The sequence below is a fragment of the Paenibacillus sp. FSL L8-0436 genome, from assembly GCF_038593025.1.
In the GTDB taxonomy this organism is placed as follows: Bacteria; Bacillota; Bacilli; order Paenibacillales; family Paenibacillaceae; genus Paenibacillus_AQ.
In genome coordinates this window covers 3,405,176-3,421,527 of record NZ_CP151955.1, presented here as the reverse complement: position 1 = coordinate 3,421,527, position 16,352 = coordinate 3,405,176, and the positions used below count along the sequence as shown (strand labels likewise).

Here is a 16,352-nt window from a genome sequence, read left to right as displayed (position 1 = left end):
CAGCAGCCGCAGCGGACATTGTTACCGGCAACAACAAAACAAGCAGCAATGAGACCTGGGTCTTCACTGCTGCTTGAGAATGGCATTGAATGTGCTGGCCAACTCCTGCCACTGGTTATTTCCTCTCTTCGTCGCCCGCAACATCCCAGCGATGGCGAAATTTCTCAAGCCTTGGATGAACAGTAGATGGAGTTTCGCTCAGAATAAGCCGAAGCTTCACGATCCACTCCTCAAAGGAGGAATAAGAAGCAAACAAATTCGCCATCTCTGGTGTCAGGTACAGGAAATACGGCGAAGGATACACCTCGCTAATATGACGGAGCGCAGAATCGAGCGGCGTATATTTCTTCCGCTTTCCCTCCAGAGTTTCCACAGTGATAAATGAAAGTCCCTGTTCTCTTCTCCACTCATGCAAACGGTCTTCCCGCTTATAATACGCCTGTACAGGCTCCTTCGTCATCCGCCTTACCGTTTCTTCATGCAACGGATACAGCACCAGCTTGGTGAATTTGCGTTCCGTAGCCGTCCGTGCTGCCTCAGCCAGCTCCTGATCACTTATATGCTCAAAGGAATCATAGAAAACTAGCGTTCCTTTGCGTTCGCTGGCCGGTGGTTCATAGCCATAGGGTACATGCTGGATCTCTCGATTCATTTTCGCCCTCCTGCTTGTTCTGTCCGCTCTATATAGCATAGCATGCGCTATTTTGATCGGAATTAAATGTTTTATGATTTAGTTTTGATTAAAAATAGCGTCAGATCATCATCCACACAAATTTGGCTTCCTGGTACTACGGGCATATCGTTATACATCATCCCTCTGCCATCGGGGACAAAACCGCGCTTGATGTACATTCTTTGTGCAGTGCCATAGTCAGCATACAACCCGAAGCCTATACCTATCGTGTCCGACTGCATAAATGCCTCTTTTTCCAGCGCCTCGATAAGCAGACTCCCTATGCCCAGCTTGCGGAGCGGGGAGATAATGTCAAAGTTCTGGATTTCAGGGATTCCGTGCTCTCTAAAGTATGGGTACTGCGGGTGAAGCACCACATGTCCCCAGCCTGCAAGCTTGCGCTCATGGAACACTAGGAGTGTCACTCTTTCTTTGTTGTGGTTATCTTCCCAGCAGCTTTTGATATACTCTAGTGGTTTACTGATATCGTGACCGGATAAACCTTCATAGATCATCTCTATGTCTTCTTGGGTCATAGGACGGATCTGTACAGGTAAACTCATGGCATGTCTTCCTCCATTCAAGCAGAATGCTGCTTTTTTTCAGTGTTTGCTATTCACTCAGCACTTTAATTTCCATCGCCAAAAAAACAGGGGTCAGCGGATAAAAATAAGTGAGTTCAATTTCATCTCCTGCTTTTAACGACTCAGGACCGATCCATTCACTCTGCTGTCCATTAATCTGTTTATAGATATGAGTATCGGGAACAGACGTATAGACAGACGAGATGGGCTGTTCCGTTGGATCTTCACTTTCCGGCAGTGCTTGGGCAAACTTAACAGGCTCCTCAAACCGGATTACATAGTCCATTTCTGGAGCGGCAAGCGGCTGTTCGATATCATTTTCGATTTTATCAATACTCTTGATTGTAGCCCGTCCCGTATACAGGGTTGTGCTCTCCAGCTTCTCCAGGTCTTTAATGGACTGAACGGCCGGTCTGCCGGGAGTATTGTCTGCTGCAGAGGGTTCCGTCTTAGAACATGATGATAGCAAAGCTGCCGCCAGCAAAAAGAGTGTGATGGATTTAAGCTTCATTCCTGAACCTCCTGATGTCTACGGTAATCACTAGATTACTCCTTTTTTCCTTCATCTCCCAGCTTAACACAATCCTTCTTATACGCGTAGTATGCAGCCCCCAGCGTTCCGGCCCTGCTGCCAAGCTGAGCCTGAACAATCCTGCATTTGCCGCCCGCCAGTTTCAGTGCATGCGCATTTACCGTTTCCCGGACACTGCGCAGCAGCCTGTCCCCTGCCGCCGCCATTCCCCCGCCGATAATAACCACGTCCGGGTTCAGCAGATTAATGACATTGGCCAGTCCAAACCCAAGCAAAACCCCTGTCTCATGCATCACCTCGACAGCCAGGCTGTCCTCAAGATCATACGCCTCAGAGATCATCAGAGCGGTTATGGCATCATTATTACCGGTTGTCCAAGTCTGAATGATACTGGTTCTGCCTTCTCCCAGCTTTTCCTTAAAGGTGTTGACCATGCCTACAGCGGACACGTACCTCCCAAGACAGCCGGAGCTTCCGCAGCGGCAAGGGCGGCCGTGCCTGTACATGTTCATATGCCCGATTTCCCCGGCACTGAAAGTAGTACCGTAAAGCACCCTGTCCTGAGTGATAATGCCTGAACCTAGTCCCGTTCCTAGCGTAAGCAGCACCTGATTTCTATACCCTCTGCCTGCGCCAAACTGCCATTCACCGTACAGGTTGACTCGCACATCGTTATCGATAAATACAGGAAAGCTGTAGAACTTTTTCATTTCATTTACAATATGTATGTTTTCCCAATCCGGAAAATTGGGAGAGAAGATGGACAGTCCCTCTTCCGGATCAAGCAAACCGGGGATGCCCATTCCCATGCATTGGATCTGCTCCAAAGCAACTCCATGCTCCTCCGTCAGCAGCTGAACCGCATTTCGGATCCGTTCGAGCACAAATGGCGGTCCTTTCGCGGCTTCAGTAGCCGTTGACAATTCCCCAATTGCTGTAAAACCGGTATCAAACAGCCCTGCTTTGATATTCGTTCCACCCAAATCTACCCCAAGGATATATGATTTCATCCAGTACCTCCTCAATTCCGCCAATTTCATTTTTATGGTAGTGATGATCTTTCAACATTTTCAAAACCCTATTAGTGCCATATTAATGCAACCCCATTGTCTTCGCATCGGCTTCCGCCCTGCGGATCGCCTGCACCCCGCTCTTCAGCTGGCTTTCCGTAAGATTGGAGTAACCCAGCAGAAATACGGGCTTCTGCGGCTTGGAGCCCACGAAGTAAGAAGAGGCTGGATAGATACGTACACCATACCGAAGCGCAGCTGCCGCTATATCATTTTCATTTGCCGGTGAATCCAGCTCAACCAGCACATGCAGGCCTGCCTCTTCACCAAACGTACGCACCCGCGGGCCAAACTCCTTCCGCAGACTGTGAAGCAGACAACTTCTGCGCCCGGCGTAGAGCTTATTCATTCGGGCAACATGACGGGCATATTGTCCAGACTTCAAAAACTCAGCCAGCGCTTCCTGATCCAGAGCAGGAGACATCCGGTCGGCAAGCCATTTGACCGCCAGAAATCCCGGGATCATGGATGGGGGCAGGATAATATAGCCTATGCGGAGCGCCGGAAACAGGATTTTGCTGAAGCTGCCGATGTAGGCCACCCCGCTGCTGGAATCCAGACCTGCAAGTGCAGACAACTTCGGACCATCGTATCTGTATTCACTGTCGTAATCATCTTCAATAATTAACGCGTCATGCGCCTTTGCCCATTTCAGAAGCTGAATCCTGCGGCTTAATGACATCGTTGTCCCAAGCGGGAACTGATGGGATGGCGTGACATAAATCAGCTTCGGAACCCTGCCCTGCCCTGTTTCAGCCGCTTGAAGAACACGTTTGTCGAAGTCTTCAACGGTTATACCTTCCTCATCCACCGTTACCGGTATAATCTCAGCGCCGGAGAACCTAAATATTTCACGTACCGTATGGTGGGTGGGATCTTCCATAATCACTCCGTCGCCTTTGCTCAAACATAACCTCGCCAAAATATCCAAGGCCTGCGTTGCCCCCGATGTAATCACAATTTGCTCGGCAGTCACGGGAATGGAACGTGTTGAACGAAGCAGCCGGGCAATTTCCTGACGCAAGGAAAATGAGCCCTCCGCAGGTCCATAGCCCAGTGTCTGCGGCGTGGCGCTGCGGCAGGCGTTCATGAGCGCTTTCTGCCAGCTATCCATGGGAAAGGCATCCCAGGCAGGCACACCATGGCGGAAATCACAAAACACAGCACTAGGGATTGTATGATCCATGATTGGATCAGGAGTAAGCAAAGAGAGGTCCAGTTCGTTCTTTAAGTGAAGTTGCCGGTCTTCCTCCGCGGTCATTTCCATGTCAGGGTCATCGCCTGATAGCCCGTACTCTGGCCGCAGACCCGTAACGAATGTTCCAGCACCTTTGCGCATTTCCAGATATCCTTCTGCTTGAAGCAGCTCATATGCCTGCAGAACCACGCTTCGTGAGAGGAATAACTGCTTGGCCAGCATTCTCGTTGGCGGCAACGGGTCGCCTCCACTTAAAGCTCCGGAATGGATAGCTGTCCGAATCTGCTCATAGATCTGCCGGTTTAAAGGCACTGCCCTATCTCTGTCCAGCGTGATTAGCAGTTCATGCTTCATCTGGCACCTCTCCACATTTCATCATATATCAGAAATTTAATGATATCACCTTTACTATAACTGCCGCTGTTACCGCACCCAGAACAACAAGCAGCAGCGGTATTTTACGGACTAAGACCAGTATAACAGCAGCAGCGCCGGAAGCGATACCGATCAGCGGAGCTTTGGGATCTACCTGAAAGATCCCCGGTACCGTTAAGGCACTCAGTACAGCCAGCGGCAAATGATCTAGCATCATCTTGATTTTACCGGTTTTCGGAAGGAAATCACGGGTAAGCAGCAGCGGCGCGAATCGCAGCAAGAAGGTGATCAGCGCCATGCCAACAATCACTGCAATGTTCATGCGGCTTCCTCCTCCACAGCCCTGTTAACCCGAACTGGAACGAGAAGGCCGGCAGCCATTCCTGCCAGCATGGCGGCAAGCACAGCGGAACTCCCGAGGTAGGGTTGCAGAAGCCAGGAGAACAACGCCGAGCACAGGCAAATTACCAGATTGCGCTTGCTGCCCCGCAGCTGAGGAACAATTAATGCAATCAATAAAGCATATAGCGAGGTGTTCAGCGCGGGTAAAAAAGCGGCCGGGATATAGGCTGCAAGGGATATACCAGCCGCTGTGGACACAAGATTCGCAGCATAAGGAGGAATTTGCAGGCCAAGAAGATAATGCAGCGGCAACTCCGGTGTTTGCCCGTCTGCTGCTTTCTGCCCTAAACTCTGCTTATGGCTTAGCATACTTACAGCATAGACCTCTTCTGTTAAACTGAAGCCGATCCACGCCTTCACCGCAGTACTGAGGTTTCGCCTGACCGACCCTGAAAAGGACAAACTGATCATCAGGTACCTTAAATTAATAACCAAGGTCAGCAGCAATATAAGAGGCGCCGCCGTCCCTGCCGCAAGCAGCTTGACACCAGCAAATTGGCTTGTGCCTGCATACATCAATGCCGACATCAGAAAAACCTCCAGACTTCCAAGTCCAAGTCCCTTGCCAACCAGCCCAAAAGTAAAACAGGCAGGAATAAAACCGGCGACAATCGGCAAAGAATCCAAACACCCTTTTTTAAACTCAGCTCCAAAGACCCCCATGTTCGATCACTCCCTTAGCACATTTAAACCACACAGCCAGCTTACCTGTTCGGTCTGTGCCGGGAAATAACCACTTTGCACTCTATCCACCATACCAATTCTAGAGAGACAGAAAAAAGACAGACAGGGTGTCTTTCGTCCTGTCTGCCTTGCTGATACTATTTTATGGCTGAAAAGCTGCTTTAGGAGCCTGCTCCCTTGTATCGTTTAACCCCGTAGTTCCAAGAAAAAAGGCCAAGGCAAAGGAATACCGCACCGACTACAGGAGTCAGCAGTGCCATTCCGCGCATCTCATCCCGTTCCAGAAAGAGTGCTGCCGGGTAAATACCGACGAAGGCAAACGGAATAACCCAGGTGAGCAGTACCTGAATAGCCCGGTTGTAAATCGTGACCGGATAACGGCCATAGCTCTGAATATTGTACATCAGCGGCAAAATGCCGGTCGGGGCATCGGAGTAGAATGACAATGAAGTCAGCGTGGTGTAAATCCCCGTATAGATGGCTACCGCACTAAGCGTAAGGAGGATGAGTGCCGGTATCGTCCACCACTCGAACGGCAGTCCGAGGTTCGAGCCGCTGATTGCCATAATAATCAGTCCAATGATCGAACCAAACAGGGCTGGCGGGTCTACATTCTCCAGAAAGATCTGAAAAAGGTTATGCGCCGGCCGGGTCAGAATCCGGTCCATTTCGCCTTTGACAATATAGCGCTCACTGAAGCCCCACATGTTCACGAAGCAGCTGAAGACGCCGTACGGGACCATAAAGAAGCCGTATACGAACACCACTTCATTTTGATTCCAGCCGCCCAAGCTGTCGGTATGCATAAAGATCACAAGGATAAAAATAAAATTAGTCGCTTGAAACAGCAGATCCGAAATGACCTCCACCCAGAAATCGGCGCGGTAGGTCAGCCGGGTCTTCATATAATTTTTCAAATATTCGATTAACAATCCCAGATAATACAAACCTTCCTCACCCTCCCTGCACGAACAGCCGCTGACGCGCCGCGTGGTATAGCCAGACAATTGGAATCAGCAGCACCAGGAACCAGAACACCTGGACACCGAGCACATTCCATATGCCCACACCCTGTACCCGGCCTGTAAACACAGAGCCCGGAAGGTAGGTGATGGCTTGAAAGGGCAAAACCTTCAGCACACCGGACAGCCAGTCCGGGAACAAGCTGATCGGGATAATCAGGCCGGAGAACAGGTCTACAATGACCCGCTTCATGCGCATCATGCCTTCATTGTTCTCCACGAAGAAGGCGGACAGCCCTGTGATAACGTTAATCTGTGAACTGATCAGGAAGCTGAAGAAGAGCATGACCAGAAAGCCGGCCCAGGCCGAAGGCTCTGTCGGCAATTGCACCGGAAATAACAGAATGGCGATGACCATCCCCGGAATCATCAGCATCATGAAGCGGAATAACCCTTCGCCGAGTCCCTGCATCATTTTGACCAATACGTAGTTATAAGGGCGAATGAACTGGATGGCGATGCTGCCGTCCCGGATATCCGTGGAGATCTCCCGGTCCAGGTTGTTGAAATAAAAGGCGCGCGCCATCCACGAGACGGCCACATAGGTGGTCATCTGCGCTCCCGTAAACCCGCCAAGCGACTCCCCGTTCCCATAAATGGCCTTCCAGGTGAAATAGTTCACCCCGATATTAAGCGTATAGATTAGAATGCCTGAATAATAGTTCACACGGTAAGCGAGCATGGTCAGAAAGCGGATGCGGATAAAATCAAAATAAGCGCCCAGCAAAAGTCTGCGTCCATTTTCCGGCTGTCCTCCAGAGGAAGAAGAGCCACCCGCGGAGCTGGAAACAGCGGCGTTAAGCTTGTCCGACATGTATGACCTCTTTCTCTTCCTGCAAAGCCGCGATCATCTCTTCCGGTTTCTCCGCCGATCCGGACTGATAAATGCTGCGGACAATATCGTCCGTGTTGGTTTCGATAATCTTGATGTCTGTTATGTCTGCCTGGCCTACCACGCGTCCCAGCACATCCGATACATTCAGCTCCAGCGGAATCCAGACTTTGGCGGCGAGGTCGTTCTCGGCCGTCCAGGTCACCGGCATGCCTTCCGTCCATTGCATGATCCGGCTGAGCTTCGTAGCTGTGCCGAATTGGAATACCACCTCACGTCCGGTTCCCCAGCGCTGTTTCAAGTCCTCCAGACCGCCGTCATAAATAATCCGCCCATCATCAAGCATAATGACCCGTGAACAGAGCGCTTCAATATCCTGCAGATCATGAGTAGTCAGCAGAATGGTTGTTCCATGCTCCCGGTTCATGTCCTTCAGAAACTCGCGGATCTCCGATTTCACGACAATGTCGAGACCAATGGTCGGTTCATCCAGGAACAGGATCGAGGGGTTATGGAGCAGTGCGGCCACAAGCTCGCAGCGCATCCGCTGGCCGAGACTAAGCTTGCGGACCGGCCGGTTCAGCAGATCCTGCAGCTCCAGACGTTCCACTAGCTCATCGAGCCGCTTTTTGAAATCTTGTTCGGAGACCCGGTATACCTTGCGCAGCAGCTGAAAAGACTCGATCACGCCGATATCCCACCACAGCTGGCTGCGCTGCCCGAAGACTACCCCGATGTTCTGCACAAATTTCTCACGTTCGGCATACGGAACAAACCCGCCTACAGTCAGGCTGCCAGCGGTCGGAACGAGAATGCCAGTGAGCATTTTAATCGTGGTCGATTTGCCTGCACCGTTCTCACCGATGTATCCGCAAATTTCACCTTGGGGAATCGTGAACGAAATGTCCTTCACTGCCGTCACTTCGGAGTATTCCCTCTTAAACAAATCAGCAAAGGCCCCTTTGAGGCCCTCGCGGTTCTTTTGGACTTTAAACGTTTTGCGTAAGTCCTGCACTTGGATGGCGTTCATATTGTACCTCGCTAAGCTAAAGATTGGGTTCAGTACCCCATTATAATGCACGGATTACAAAAGCACTACCCGTTTATCGTAAAATAAGCAGAAACGGTTATACCGTCCATTTACAAACGGCATCCGTTTCTGCGGGGAAATCAGGAATGTAGCTGGATGACAGCATTATTTGGCGACTCTGCCTTCAAAGAAATCATTACTTTTCACAGCTTCCAAATGGCCGGACCGCGTTACCTTTGTGCGCAGGTACTTCTCATTGAATACGGAAACGTCACCCCATAGCGGAATTCTTTTCACCGTGTTCATTCCGGCAGCCTTCAAGGCGTCCATCTTCTTAGGGTTGTTCGTAATCAATGTCACCGGTTTGCTGCGCAGATGCTGCAGTACGCTGATGGCATCCTTATAGTCTCTGGAATCATCGGCAAAGCCAAGCTCCAGATTGGCTTCCACAGTATCATAACCTTCTTCCTGTAGAATATAGGCCATTGCCTTACTGAACAGACCAATGCCTCGTCCTTCATGATTGGCCAGATAGAACAACGCACCAGAGCCGTGCTGGGTAATCATTTTCATCGACTGGTGCAGCTGGAAGCCGCAATCACAGCGCTTGCTGCCGAAAATATCGCCGGTATGGCAGATGCTGTGCATCCGGATCAAAGCTTCGTCCGAGTCTTCGAAATCACCGTAAACAAGTACACTGGACTGCTGACTGTCAGCAAGATTCATGGAAGACAAACGGGAGATCAATAATTCAGTTGCTTCTATAGAATCCCCGCCCTGTAATTCAACATCATCCGATTTCAACCAGCTGTACCATTTAAAAGTGACTGTTTCTCCATCGAGATTCACCGGCAGCGTAATCGGTCCGACCAGTATATTAGTGGAATCATCCATCGTTATCCGTTTGATCTTATTCTGCAATATAGAAAGGATATCAGGTTTAATCATAAGTGCACCGTCCTAAAGTTTTAAATACTTTTAATTTTAACTTCAAGTAACTATTTGTAAGTTAGTTTATCATTGTAATATAACTTCGTCAAGTTATAATACATATTTAAATAATTATAATTACTTATTGTAAGTTTATGATATAATGAATGCAGAGGTGATCTTAATGAATGACTTCGAGATGTGTCCACGCTTTGAAAAAGCAGTAGATGTGCTTAGCAAACGTTGGGTTGCACTGATCGTATTTGTATTAATGAATGGCCCTCGCCGGTTTGGTGAAATCGAGAGCTGCTTGTCCAATCTCAGCGGAAAGGTTTTGTCTGACCGCTTGAAGGAAATGGAAAATGAGGGCATTATCACGCGTACAGTTTATCCTGAAATGCCTGTACGCATTGAATATTCGCTGACGGACAAAGGCACTGCCCTGGCTCCTATTCTTGGAGAAATCAGCAACTGGTCTACAGAGTGGATCGAGATCGGCGCAACCAAATGATATGGGGTCCGCAGCATCAATAGCGCCCTTTTTTGTTCCGGCAGCCGGAATAAAAAGGGCGCTATTGTTGTTCATATTTTCTGGAACTCCGTATTTATAAATCTTTCCGCTGAAACCGCAGCAAGCCGATTATGAAAAGAGCAGCAGTATAAACCGCAGCGTAGACCACAAATGAATTCGAGGGGACTGAGTTCAAATTAAGAAGTGAAAATGCGCCGCCACTGAACGAGACCATACCGCCTAGATCGTCCAGACTGAACAGCACAGCTGTCATTTTGCGCTGCAAACCATCAACCGGCATGAGCATTGACATGAACCCTGTCATATTGTTTAGCATATGAAGTGCATTGCCTTCCAGGCTCAGCGCTGAGCTCACCTTATCAATCATGCCTCCCAGCCAGCCCGCTCCGTAAAGCATCGTCATAAATACCCCGTTCCCGAGCGCCGAAAAAAATCCTGAGCCCAGCATCGACAATGTGATCAACAGCGGAACACTTGAAGCAAAAATCAGGAAAGCTTTAACCAAGGCTGCCATATCTTTAGGTATTGCGGCATGGGCATTCGTAATGAATAGAATAGCCGCGAAAAGTATCAGTGCGTAGAGTAACCCCAGCGTGACATAGCCAAGCCAGCGGCCGAGATACCATTTCCAGCGTGGAATCGGTCTGGGCAGCATCGCCTGCATCACTCCCTGCTCCGCTTCCCCGGCAATGGCCGAGAAGGAGCTGAAGATCGCCAGAAAAGCGATGACAAAAGATCCGAAGAAAAACCCTAACGTCAGTATAAATGCCCCATTCGTAAACCGCTCAATAAGAATACTGCCATTCACGATTCCGGACCCGCCGCCAAAACGTCGATCTCCGCCGATAGTGCCGGCCACAAACCAGAAAGCAAACAGGAAGATCACTGTCATCACCAGGGTCAGCATCATCACTCTTTTGCGGAGCATTTCCTTCCAGGTCATCCCGAGTATAATTCTCATTCCCGCTCCCCCCTGTGGCTCAGTCCGGATACCGCATCCATAAACCATTCCTCCAGACGCTCTTTTTTACGCTTCACTTCATATAAAGTCAAACCCTGTTCTATAAAAACCGCATTCAGCCAGCCCACCTGCTCTTCACTATCAAGCTCTACTTCCAGCCATACAATTCCGCTGCCAGGATCCGTTCCCTGCAAGGAGTCCCGTTCGTGCTTATCTTCACCCGAAGAGATGTTGATTGAGAGTCCGGTAAAATCATTTAGCCAGGACAGCAAAAAAGGCGAAAAGCCGCCCACTTTAAAATGCCAGCTCGTTCGCTTATTTAATATTTCTGATACTGTGCCGTGCCGCAGGATAAGACCGTTATTCAGCAGTGCCATCCGGTCGCACAGCACCTCAACATCCTCAAGCAGATGAGAGTTGAGAAAAATAGTGATCCCGCGCTCCTTCAAGCGCTCCAGAATACCCCTGACTTCCATGCGCCCAATCGGGTCGAGCGCAGATGAAGGTTCATCCAGGAATACGATCTCCGGCTCGTTCACCAGCGCGCAAGCGAGTCCCAGCCGCTGCTGCATTCCCTTGGAGTAATGCTTGACCCTGTCCCGTCCGCGTTGTCCAATACCCACCTCATTTAGCAGCTGAGGAATTCTTTGATTGGCCACAGTTTTATCAATCCGGCATAATCTGGCATGCAGCCGCACAACCTCTTCCCCGGTCAGCCATTCCTGATAGCGGTACAGCTCAGGCAGATAACCGATCCTCATCTTGGCTTCCATCGTACCAATTTTATGTCCTAACAAAGAGGCGCTTCCGCCTGTAGGATGGATAAGTCCAACCAGCATCTTTACAAAGGTGCTTTTCCCGGCACCGTTGGGGCCGAGGAAGCCAAAGGCTTCCCCTTTCCCCACACGAATCGTTACATCCCGGCAACCGCGCCCGTTGCTGTATTCTTTGGTCAACGAGTTGGCTTCTATTGCGGGAATGCTCATGATGTGATCAGCTCCTGCAGTTTCGTCATAAACTTAGCTTTGTCCGGATACACTTCTCCTCCGGAGAAATCGAACAACTGGCCGTTCTTCACCCAAGTCGCACTATATTGTGCTCCACTGCTATATTTACTTTCATTGAAAATAACCGGTGTCCCGTCAATAGTGATTTCTTCTGAGAACTGCCCCTTAATCAGCGGCAATGGAATGTCGCCGGATAGAATCCGGCTTTGCTGCAAACTGGATTTCAGATGATCCGGGAGAAGCGGAAAGTGAAGGACAGCTTTTACGGCTTCTTCTATGTCGATAGACGGATCTACCGTCACTACTGGCGTATTCATCTGAGTAAAGCTCGCCCAATGCTGATTGTCCGTGGATAAATCGTAGCGGACGATCTCAGGAATAGCCAGAGTTATCGGCTTGCCATCTATAGATTCCGGTAGCAATTGATCTGATCCCAGGCGCAGCAACGCTTCATTAACTGCGTCGACGTTCAGCGTAAGGGTCATCTCCAGGGAAGGACTAATCCAAGCAGACTTGACTTGGTCAAAGCCTTCCCCGCTGACTGCGCTGTACCCCAGCGTTTTCTGCAAATCATTAATAGGTACCGCTCCATCAATGGTTCCAGACGAACTCGAGACCGCTCCGAATTTACTGACAGCTTCACCGACAGTTCCCCCCTCGGTAATCTGATTGAAGATATTCCGCAGATCGCTTTCATTCACAACTGTTGGTTCCTGCATCCGGAATTGGTTCAGGATTGCTGCCATAGCCGTGCTTCCTACCGGAGTGGCGAGAATAGCAGCGAAGATAGCTACACTGGCTGCTGTTGCCGCCCACTTCCGCCGGCGGTTCATCTGAGGCCGCCGAGTCCGTCTTCCCGTTTTCTTGCCTTCGCTAGTAGAATCAGCCTGCCCTGTTATCTGCGTCATTGCAGTCCTACCGCCGGCTGTACCAGCTGTAGAAGCAGCATTTATTAAGGGATCATTGTTTGTCGTTGATTGCTGGCCCCAAGCTGCCCATACCGGATTTACCGGTTCCTGCGCAATGCTGTCTTGCAGCCTGGCCCAAGCTCCATCCATATTCAGCTGATCTGATTCATGTTTTATAGGATTGGTCATTGATCGTTCCTCCTAAGTAATATATAGAAGCAAAATTTCCAACCGCCGCTGTCCTCACGGTCTAGTCGTCTGCGGGAGCGCCTCTACTGCATGCTGTTTTAGCTTCGTTGTGGCCCTGCTTAGCAGTGTCCCGACAACCGGCGGCTTTACACCGAGCTCTCCGGCGATCTCCGCGTAGCTGTAACCCGAATATCTCAGCAACAGCGCCTGTCTGTCTCTGTCCGGCAGGCTGTCCAGCCAGGTCCTGACATCCTCCTGGTCCAGCTTGGCGAGCACCACCTCTTCACCTGTAGGCGGAGAGGCCCCAATATCGAAGAGGAGCTCCTGCTTATTTTGCAGCCGCCGTTCTCTGGCTACTTTATTCAAATAATCATATCCGACCCGGGTAAGCACTCTATGCAGCCAGGCACCGAGCGCTCCGGGATCATCCGGCGGATTGCGGTAAAGTCTTAAAAATACATCCTGGGCTAAATCGTCCGCCGCCGTCTCATCCCGTACCAAAGCAGCAAGTTTGCGCCGCACCACAGGATAGTGTTCATAAAATAAAGCTTTGAATATATCAGATTCCGGAATATCCATTGTTTAAATCCTCCTTATCAGCTGCAGCTATAAGTAAGACGAAGCCTGGAGCTTTTTTGTATCAGAGAACGTCAAAAACATCTTACCACAAACAAAAAAAACAGCCCCTTTTTATGAAAAAAGGAACTGCCGGTATCTTCTAATTAATTTGAGAGGTGGCGTTAACAATGGAAAAGATGTGTATGGAAATGATGATAAAGAACATGCAAGACTGCGATGAAATGATGACCATGTGTATGACGATGAAGGAATGCAAATGTCGAAATAATTCATCTTTCAGATTGTTAATGTGAATCCGCAAAATTCACCTTAACGTAAAGTTCGCAAGTCTTGGCAGAGCAGACTAACTGCATGCCATTTTTTTATTTTGTATGATCAACTAAGGGTCTCAATTCATCTATTATCTGATCTTGATATATCTCTCCTGAATTTGCTTAGCCACTGTAATCCGCTCCATCTTCAGCTCCCAAATCTTCTCTTTCCACCGGTAACTGTCCTCAGCATCCTCATGTTCTCTCAACTTGTTGAACAATTCCAGCAGCATCAGGTTTATATGATCAAACCGGTTCCAGAGTTCCCGGACATTCTCCACTCTTTCCCGCTCTTCGGAAGCTTCCTTGAAGTTCTTTAGATTCTCAATGATGTCAGCCTGCCACTGTCCATCGTTAATTGCTTTGGCGTAGTTTAAAAGATCCAGATAATCATCGACTGACATGTGTACCGACTCCTTAATTCCGTTATACCAAGTATTATACTCGGTATTGTATATATTGCAAGAGGTGTAGCACAAAAAAATGCGGACATCAGAGATGCCCGCACATGATATTTATTACATAAGCTTCTTTATATCATCCTTAATCTGTTCCGATTTTGGACCAAATACGATTTGCACCGCACCTTGACCAAGTCTCATAACCCCGGAAGCGCCCAGTTGTTTAAGCGCAGCATCTTTTACCGCCTTATCGTCGTTTACGATCAACCGCAGCCGTGTAATGCAGGCATCAATATTCCGGATGTTGGACGGTCCGCCGATGTTTTCCAAAATTTTTGCGGCTTGGGAAGAAACACCTGCCGAAGCCCCGCCGATGGACTTTTCTTCGATTTCATCCTCGGTCTCATCTTCCCGCCCAGGCGTCTTCAGCTTAAATTTCACTATAATGAAGCGGAAGAGCACATAATAGAGGACGAAGAACGCAAGTCCTATCGGGATAAGCATCCATGCATTAGTAGTAAGCTTCAGGTACAGCAAGGAATCAATCAAACCTGCGGAGAATCCAAAGCCCATCTTAACATCAAGGACGTACATCAGGGCCAATGATAACCCTGTCAAAATGGCATGCACCAGATATAAGAGCGGAGCAACGAACATAAAGGAAAACTCAAGCGGTTCAGTAATACCTGTTAAAAAGGAAGCAATCGCTGAACCAATAAAGATAGAGGCAACCAGTTTGCGTTTCTCCGGTTTTGCAGTATGGATAAAAGCAAAGGCTGCACCAGGCAGAGCGAACATCATAATCGGGAAGAACCCGGTCATGAACATTCCTGCGGTTTTGTCTCCGGCGAAGAAACGTGTCAAGTCCCCGTGTACCAGTTCACCGGTTGCATTGGTAAAGTCACCAATTTGAAACCAAGCAATCGTGTTGAGTACGTGATGTAATCCGATAGGGATCAGCAAGCGGTTGGCTGTACCGAAGATAAATGCGCCCACCGCGCCGAGACCCACAACCCAGTTCCCGAAATCACTGATTACATCCTGTATAGGGCTCCAGATCATACCTACGAATATGGCAAGCACCATCATGGAACCGGCAGTTACGATCGGAACAAAACGTTTGCCTGCGAAAAATCCCAGCCAGTCCGGCATCTTGATATTGTGGTATTTTTTATAGAGGAAGGCCGCCCATGCACCAGCGAAGATCCCCCCGAGTACCCCCATATTCAGAACAACGTCGTCGTTAATAAATGAGAACTGCAAGGGTACGATAGCCAGAACTTTGGTGAGTACCAGGTATGAAATCAACGCCGACAATGCCGCTACAGCATCTCCGGCGAACCCTATGGCCACACCGATAGCAAATATTAAAGCGAGATTGCCGAATATGGCGCCCGCGCCAGCATTCAGGAATGGAGCAACATATTGATTCAGGAATCCGCCTACATTAGCCCCCAGATGCCAATCTTTTTCGTAATTAATCAAAGCTAACCCTTGCAGAATCCCTGCTGCCGGCAATGTCGCGACCGGAAGCATCAGAGACTTACCTAACTTTTGTAAAAAAGCCAACATAATATCATCCCCTTGGTTTCATGATTGGTTCTGCTCAAGTATGCCAGTGCTTTGAAGCCACCCGTAGAACGATATTCGTTCCCGCTGTGACTGCACCATAGAGACTCTCTACTTCCGGTAGATGTTCCTCCATACTCGTTACGATTACCGGCGAGATTGTTGCAAGTCCTGCCGCCTGTATAGCCTCAAGATCAAATTCAATCAAGGTCTGCCCTGCCTTTACGTTGTCTCCGATAGCAACATGGCTGACAAATCCGTTGCCTTTCAGGCTGACCGTATCGATTCCGATATGTAGCAGCAGCTGTAATCCGGACGGATGCTCAAGAATCACTGCGTGATTGGATTTCACGATATGGGCAATCTTGCCGTCAAACGGAGCCTTAAGCCTCCCCTCAGCAGGTTCAATTGCAATTCCGCTGCCCATGTGTCCGCCGGCAAAGGTATCATCAGGGACCTGGTTCAAAGGAACCGCTTGCCCGCTGATAGGAGCTGTAATTTCTATGATCTGTTCAGTATGCTGCTCTTCTTTTTTGGATTTCCATTTGGAAAACATCCGCGCC

The 16,352-nt window shown here is 49.3% G+C and carries 19 protein-coding genes; 1 reads left to right on the top strand and 18 read right to left on the bottom strand.

The features are described 5' to 3' along the window. Positions 1-115: 115 nt before the first annotated feature. The 11 genes from NSS79_RS15795 to NSS79_RS15745 form a co-directional block, all read right to left on the bottom strand. Complete coding sequence (locus NSS79_RS15795; RefSeq protein WP_342440069.1) at positions 116-652, bottom strand: hypothetical protein; 537 nt, start codon at positions 650-652, stop codon at positions 116-118. Between the two features lie 71 nt (positions 653-723). After that, on the bottom strand, positions 724-1,236 hold the full coding sequence (locus NSS79_RS15790) for a GNAT family N-acetyltransferase (protein ID WP_342440068.1): 513 nt from the start codon (positions 1,234-1,236) through the stop codon (positions 724-726). Positions 1,237-1,285: 49 nt separating this feature from the next. Beyond that, positions 1,286-1,768, bottom strand: coding sequence for a hypothetical protein (locus NSS79_RS15785; protein ID WP_342440067.1), 483 nt, complete (start codon positions 1,766-1,768; stop codon positions 1,286-1,288). Between the two features lie 35 nt (positions 1,769-1,803). Then, complete coding sequence (locus tag NSS79_RS15780; RefSeq protein ID WP_342440066.1) at positions 1,804-2,799, bottom strand: ROK family protein; 996 nt, start codon at positions 2,797-2,799, stop codon at positions 1,804-1,806. 82 nt (positions 2,800-2,881) lie between these two features. Continuing rightward, complete coding sequence (locus tag NSS79_RS15775; RefSeq protein ID WP_342440065.1) at positions 2,882-4,411, bottom strand: PLP-dependent aminotransferase family protein; 1,530 nt, start codon at positions 4,409-4,411, stop codon at positions 2,882-2,884. Positions 4,412-4,439: 28 nt separating this feature from the next. Further along, positions 4,440-4,754, bottom strand: a complete 315-nt coding sequence (locus NSS79_RS15770) for an AzlD domain-containing protein (RefSeq protein WP_340898529.1) — start codon at positions 4,752-4,754, stop codon at positions 4,440-4,442. Beyond that, a complete protein-coding gene (locus NSS79_RS15765; protein ID WP_342440064.1) occupies positions 4,751-5,497 on the bottom strand; it encodes an AzlC family ABC transporter permease in 747 nt (248 codons plus the stop codon). Before NSS79_RS15765 ends, NSS79_RS15770 begins: the two co-directional genes overlap by 4 nt. Before the next feature lie 182 nt (positions 5,498-5,679). Then, positions 5,680-6,423: an ABC-2 family transporter protein gene (locus NSS79_RS15760; RefSeq protein WP_342440383.1), complete on the bottom strand. Its 744-nt coding sequence runs from the start codon at positions 6,421-6,423 to the stop codon at positions 5,680-5,682. A 49-nt stretch (positions 6,424-6,472) separates the two neighbouring features. Next, positions 6,473-7,267, bottom strand: coding sequence for an ABC-2 family transporter protein (locus tag NSS79_RS15755; protein ID WP_341097659.1), 795 nt, complete (start codon positions 7,265-7,267; stop codon positions 6,473-6,475). A 70-nt stretch (positions 7,268-7,337) separates the two neighbouring features. Then, entirely contained in the window at positions 7,338-8,402 is a 1,065-nt protein-coding gene (locus NSS79_RS15750) for an ABC transporter ATP-binding protein (RefSeq protein ID WP_340898532.1), read from the bottom strand. A gap of 165 nt (positions 8,403-8,567) precedes the next feature. Continuing rightward, positions 8,568-9,350, bottom strand: a complete 783-nt coding sequence (locus NSS79_RS15745) for a GTP cyclohydrolase II (protein WP_342440063.1) — start codon at positions 9,348-9,350, stop codon at positions 8,568-8,570. Between the two features lie 166 nt (positions 9,351-9,516). Between NSS79_RS15745 and NSS79_RS15740 the strand changes: the two genes are divergently transcribed. Beyond that, a complete protein-coding gene (locus tag NSS79_RS15740) occupies positions 9,517-9,843 on the top strand; it encodes a helix-turn-helix domain-containing protein (RefSeq protein WP_038591312.1) in 327 nt (108 codons plus the stop codon). A gap of 94 nt (positions 9,844-9,937) precedes the next feature. Here the strand turns inward: NSS79_RS15740 and NSS79_RS15735 are convergent, their stop codons facing one another. From NSS79_RS15735 to NSS79_RS15705, 7 genes are all read right to left on the bottom strand, one after another. Then, complete coding sequence (locus tag NSS79_RS15735; RefSeq protein WP_342440062.1) at positions 9,938-10,825, bottom strand: ABC transporter permease subunit; 888 nt, start codon at positions 10,823-10,825, stop codon at positions 9,938-9,940. Next, complete coding sequence (locus NSS79_RS15730) at positions 10,822-11,811, bottom strand: ABC transporter ATP-binding protein (protein ID WP_342440061.1); 990 nt, start codon at positions 11,809-11,811, stop codon at positions 10,822-10,824. Before NSS79_RS15730 ends, NSS79_RS15735 begins: the two co-directional genes overlap by 4 nt. Beyond that, entirely contained in the window at positions 11,808-12,929 is a 1,122-nt protein-coding gene (locus tag NSS79_RS15725; protein WP_342440060.1) for a hypothetical protein, read from the bottom strand. The genes NSS79_RS15730 and NSS79_RS15725 overlap by 4 nt, the downstream gene beginning before the upstream one ends. Before the next feature lie 54 nt (positions 12,930-12,983). Then, positions 12,984-13,508, bottom strand: a complete 525-nt coding sequence (locus tag NSS79_RS15720; protein WP_342440059.1) for a sigma-70 family RNA polymerase sigma factor — start codon at positions 13,506-13,508, stop codon at positions 12,984-12,986. Positions 13,509-13,908: 400 nt separating this feature from the next. Continuing rightward, on the bottom strand, positions 13,909-14,223 hold the full coding sequence (locus tag NSS79_RS15715; protein ID WP_342440058.1) for a hypothetical protein: 315 nt from the start codon (positions 14,221-14,223) through the stop codon (positions 13,909-13,911). Positions 14,224-14,337: 114 nt separating this feature from the next. After that, entirely contained in the window at positions 14,338-15,792 is a 1,455-nt protein-coding gene (gene nagE / locus NSS79_RS15710; RefSeq protein WP_342440057.1) for an N-acetylglucosamine-specific PTS transporter subunit IIBC, read from the bottom strand. A 34-nt stretch (positions 15,793-15,826) separates the two neighbouring features. Then, the gene (locus NSS79_RS15705) at positions 15,827-16,345 is read right to left on the bottom strand and encodes a PTS glucose transporter subunit IIA (RefSeq protein ID WP_342440056.1); all 519 of its coding nucleotides are present in this window, start codon (positions 16,343-16,345) and stop codon (positions 15,827-15,829) included. Positions 16,346-16,352 lie beyond the last annotated feature (7 nt).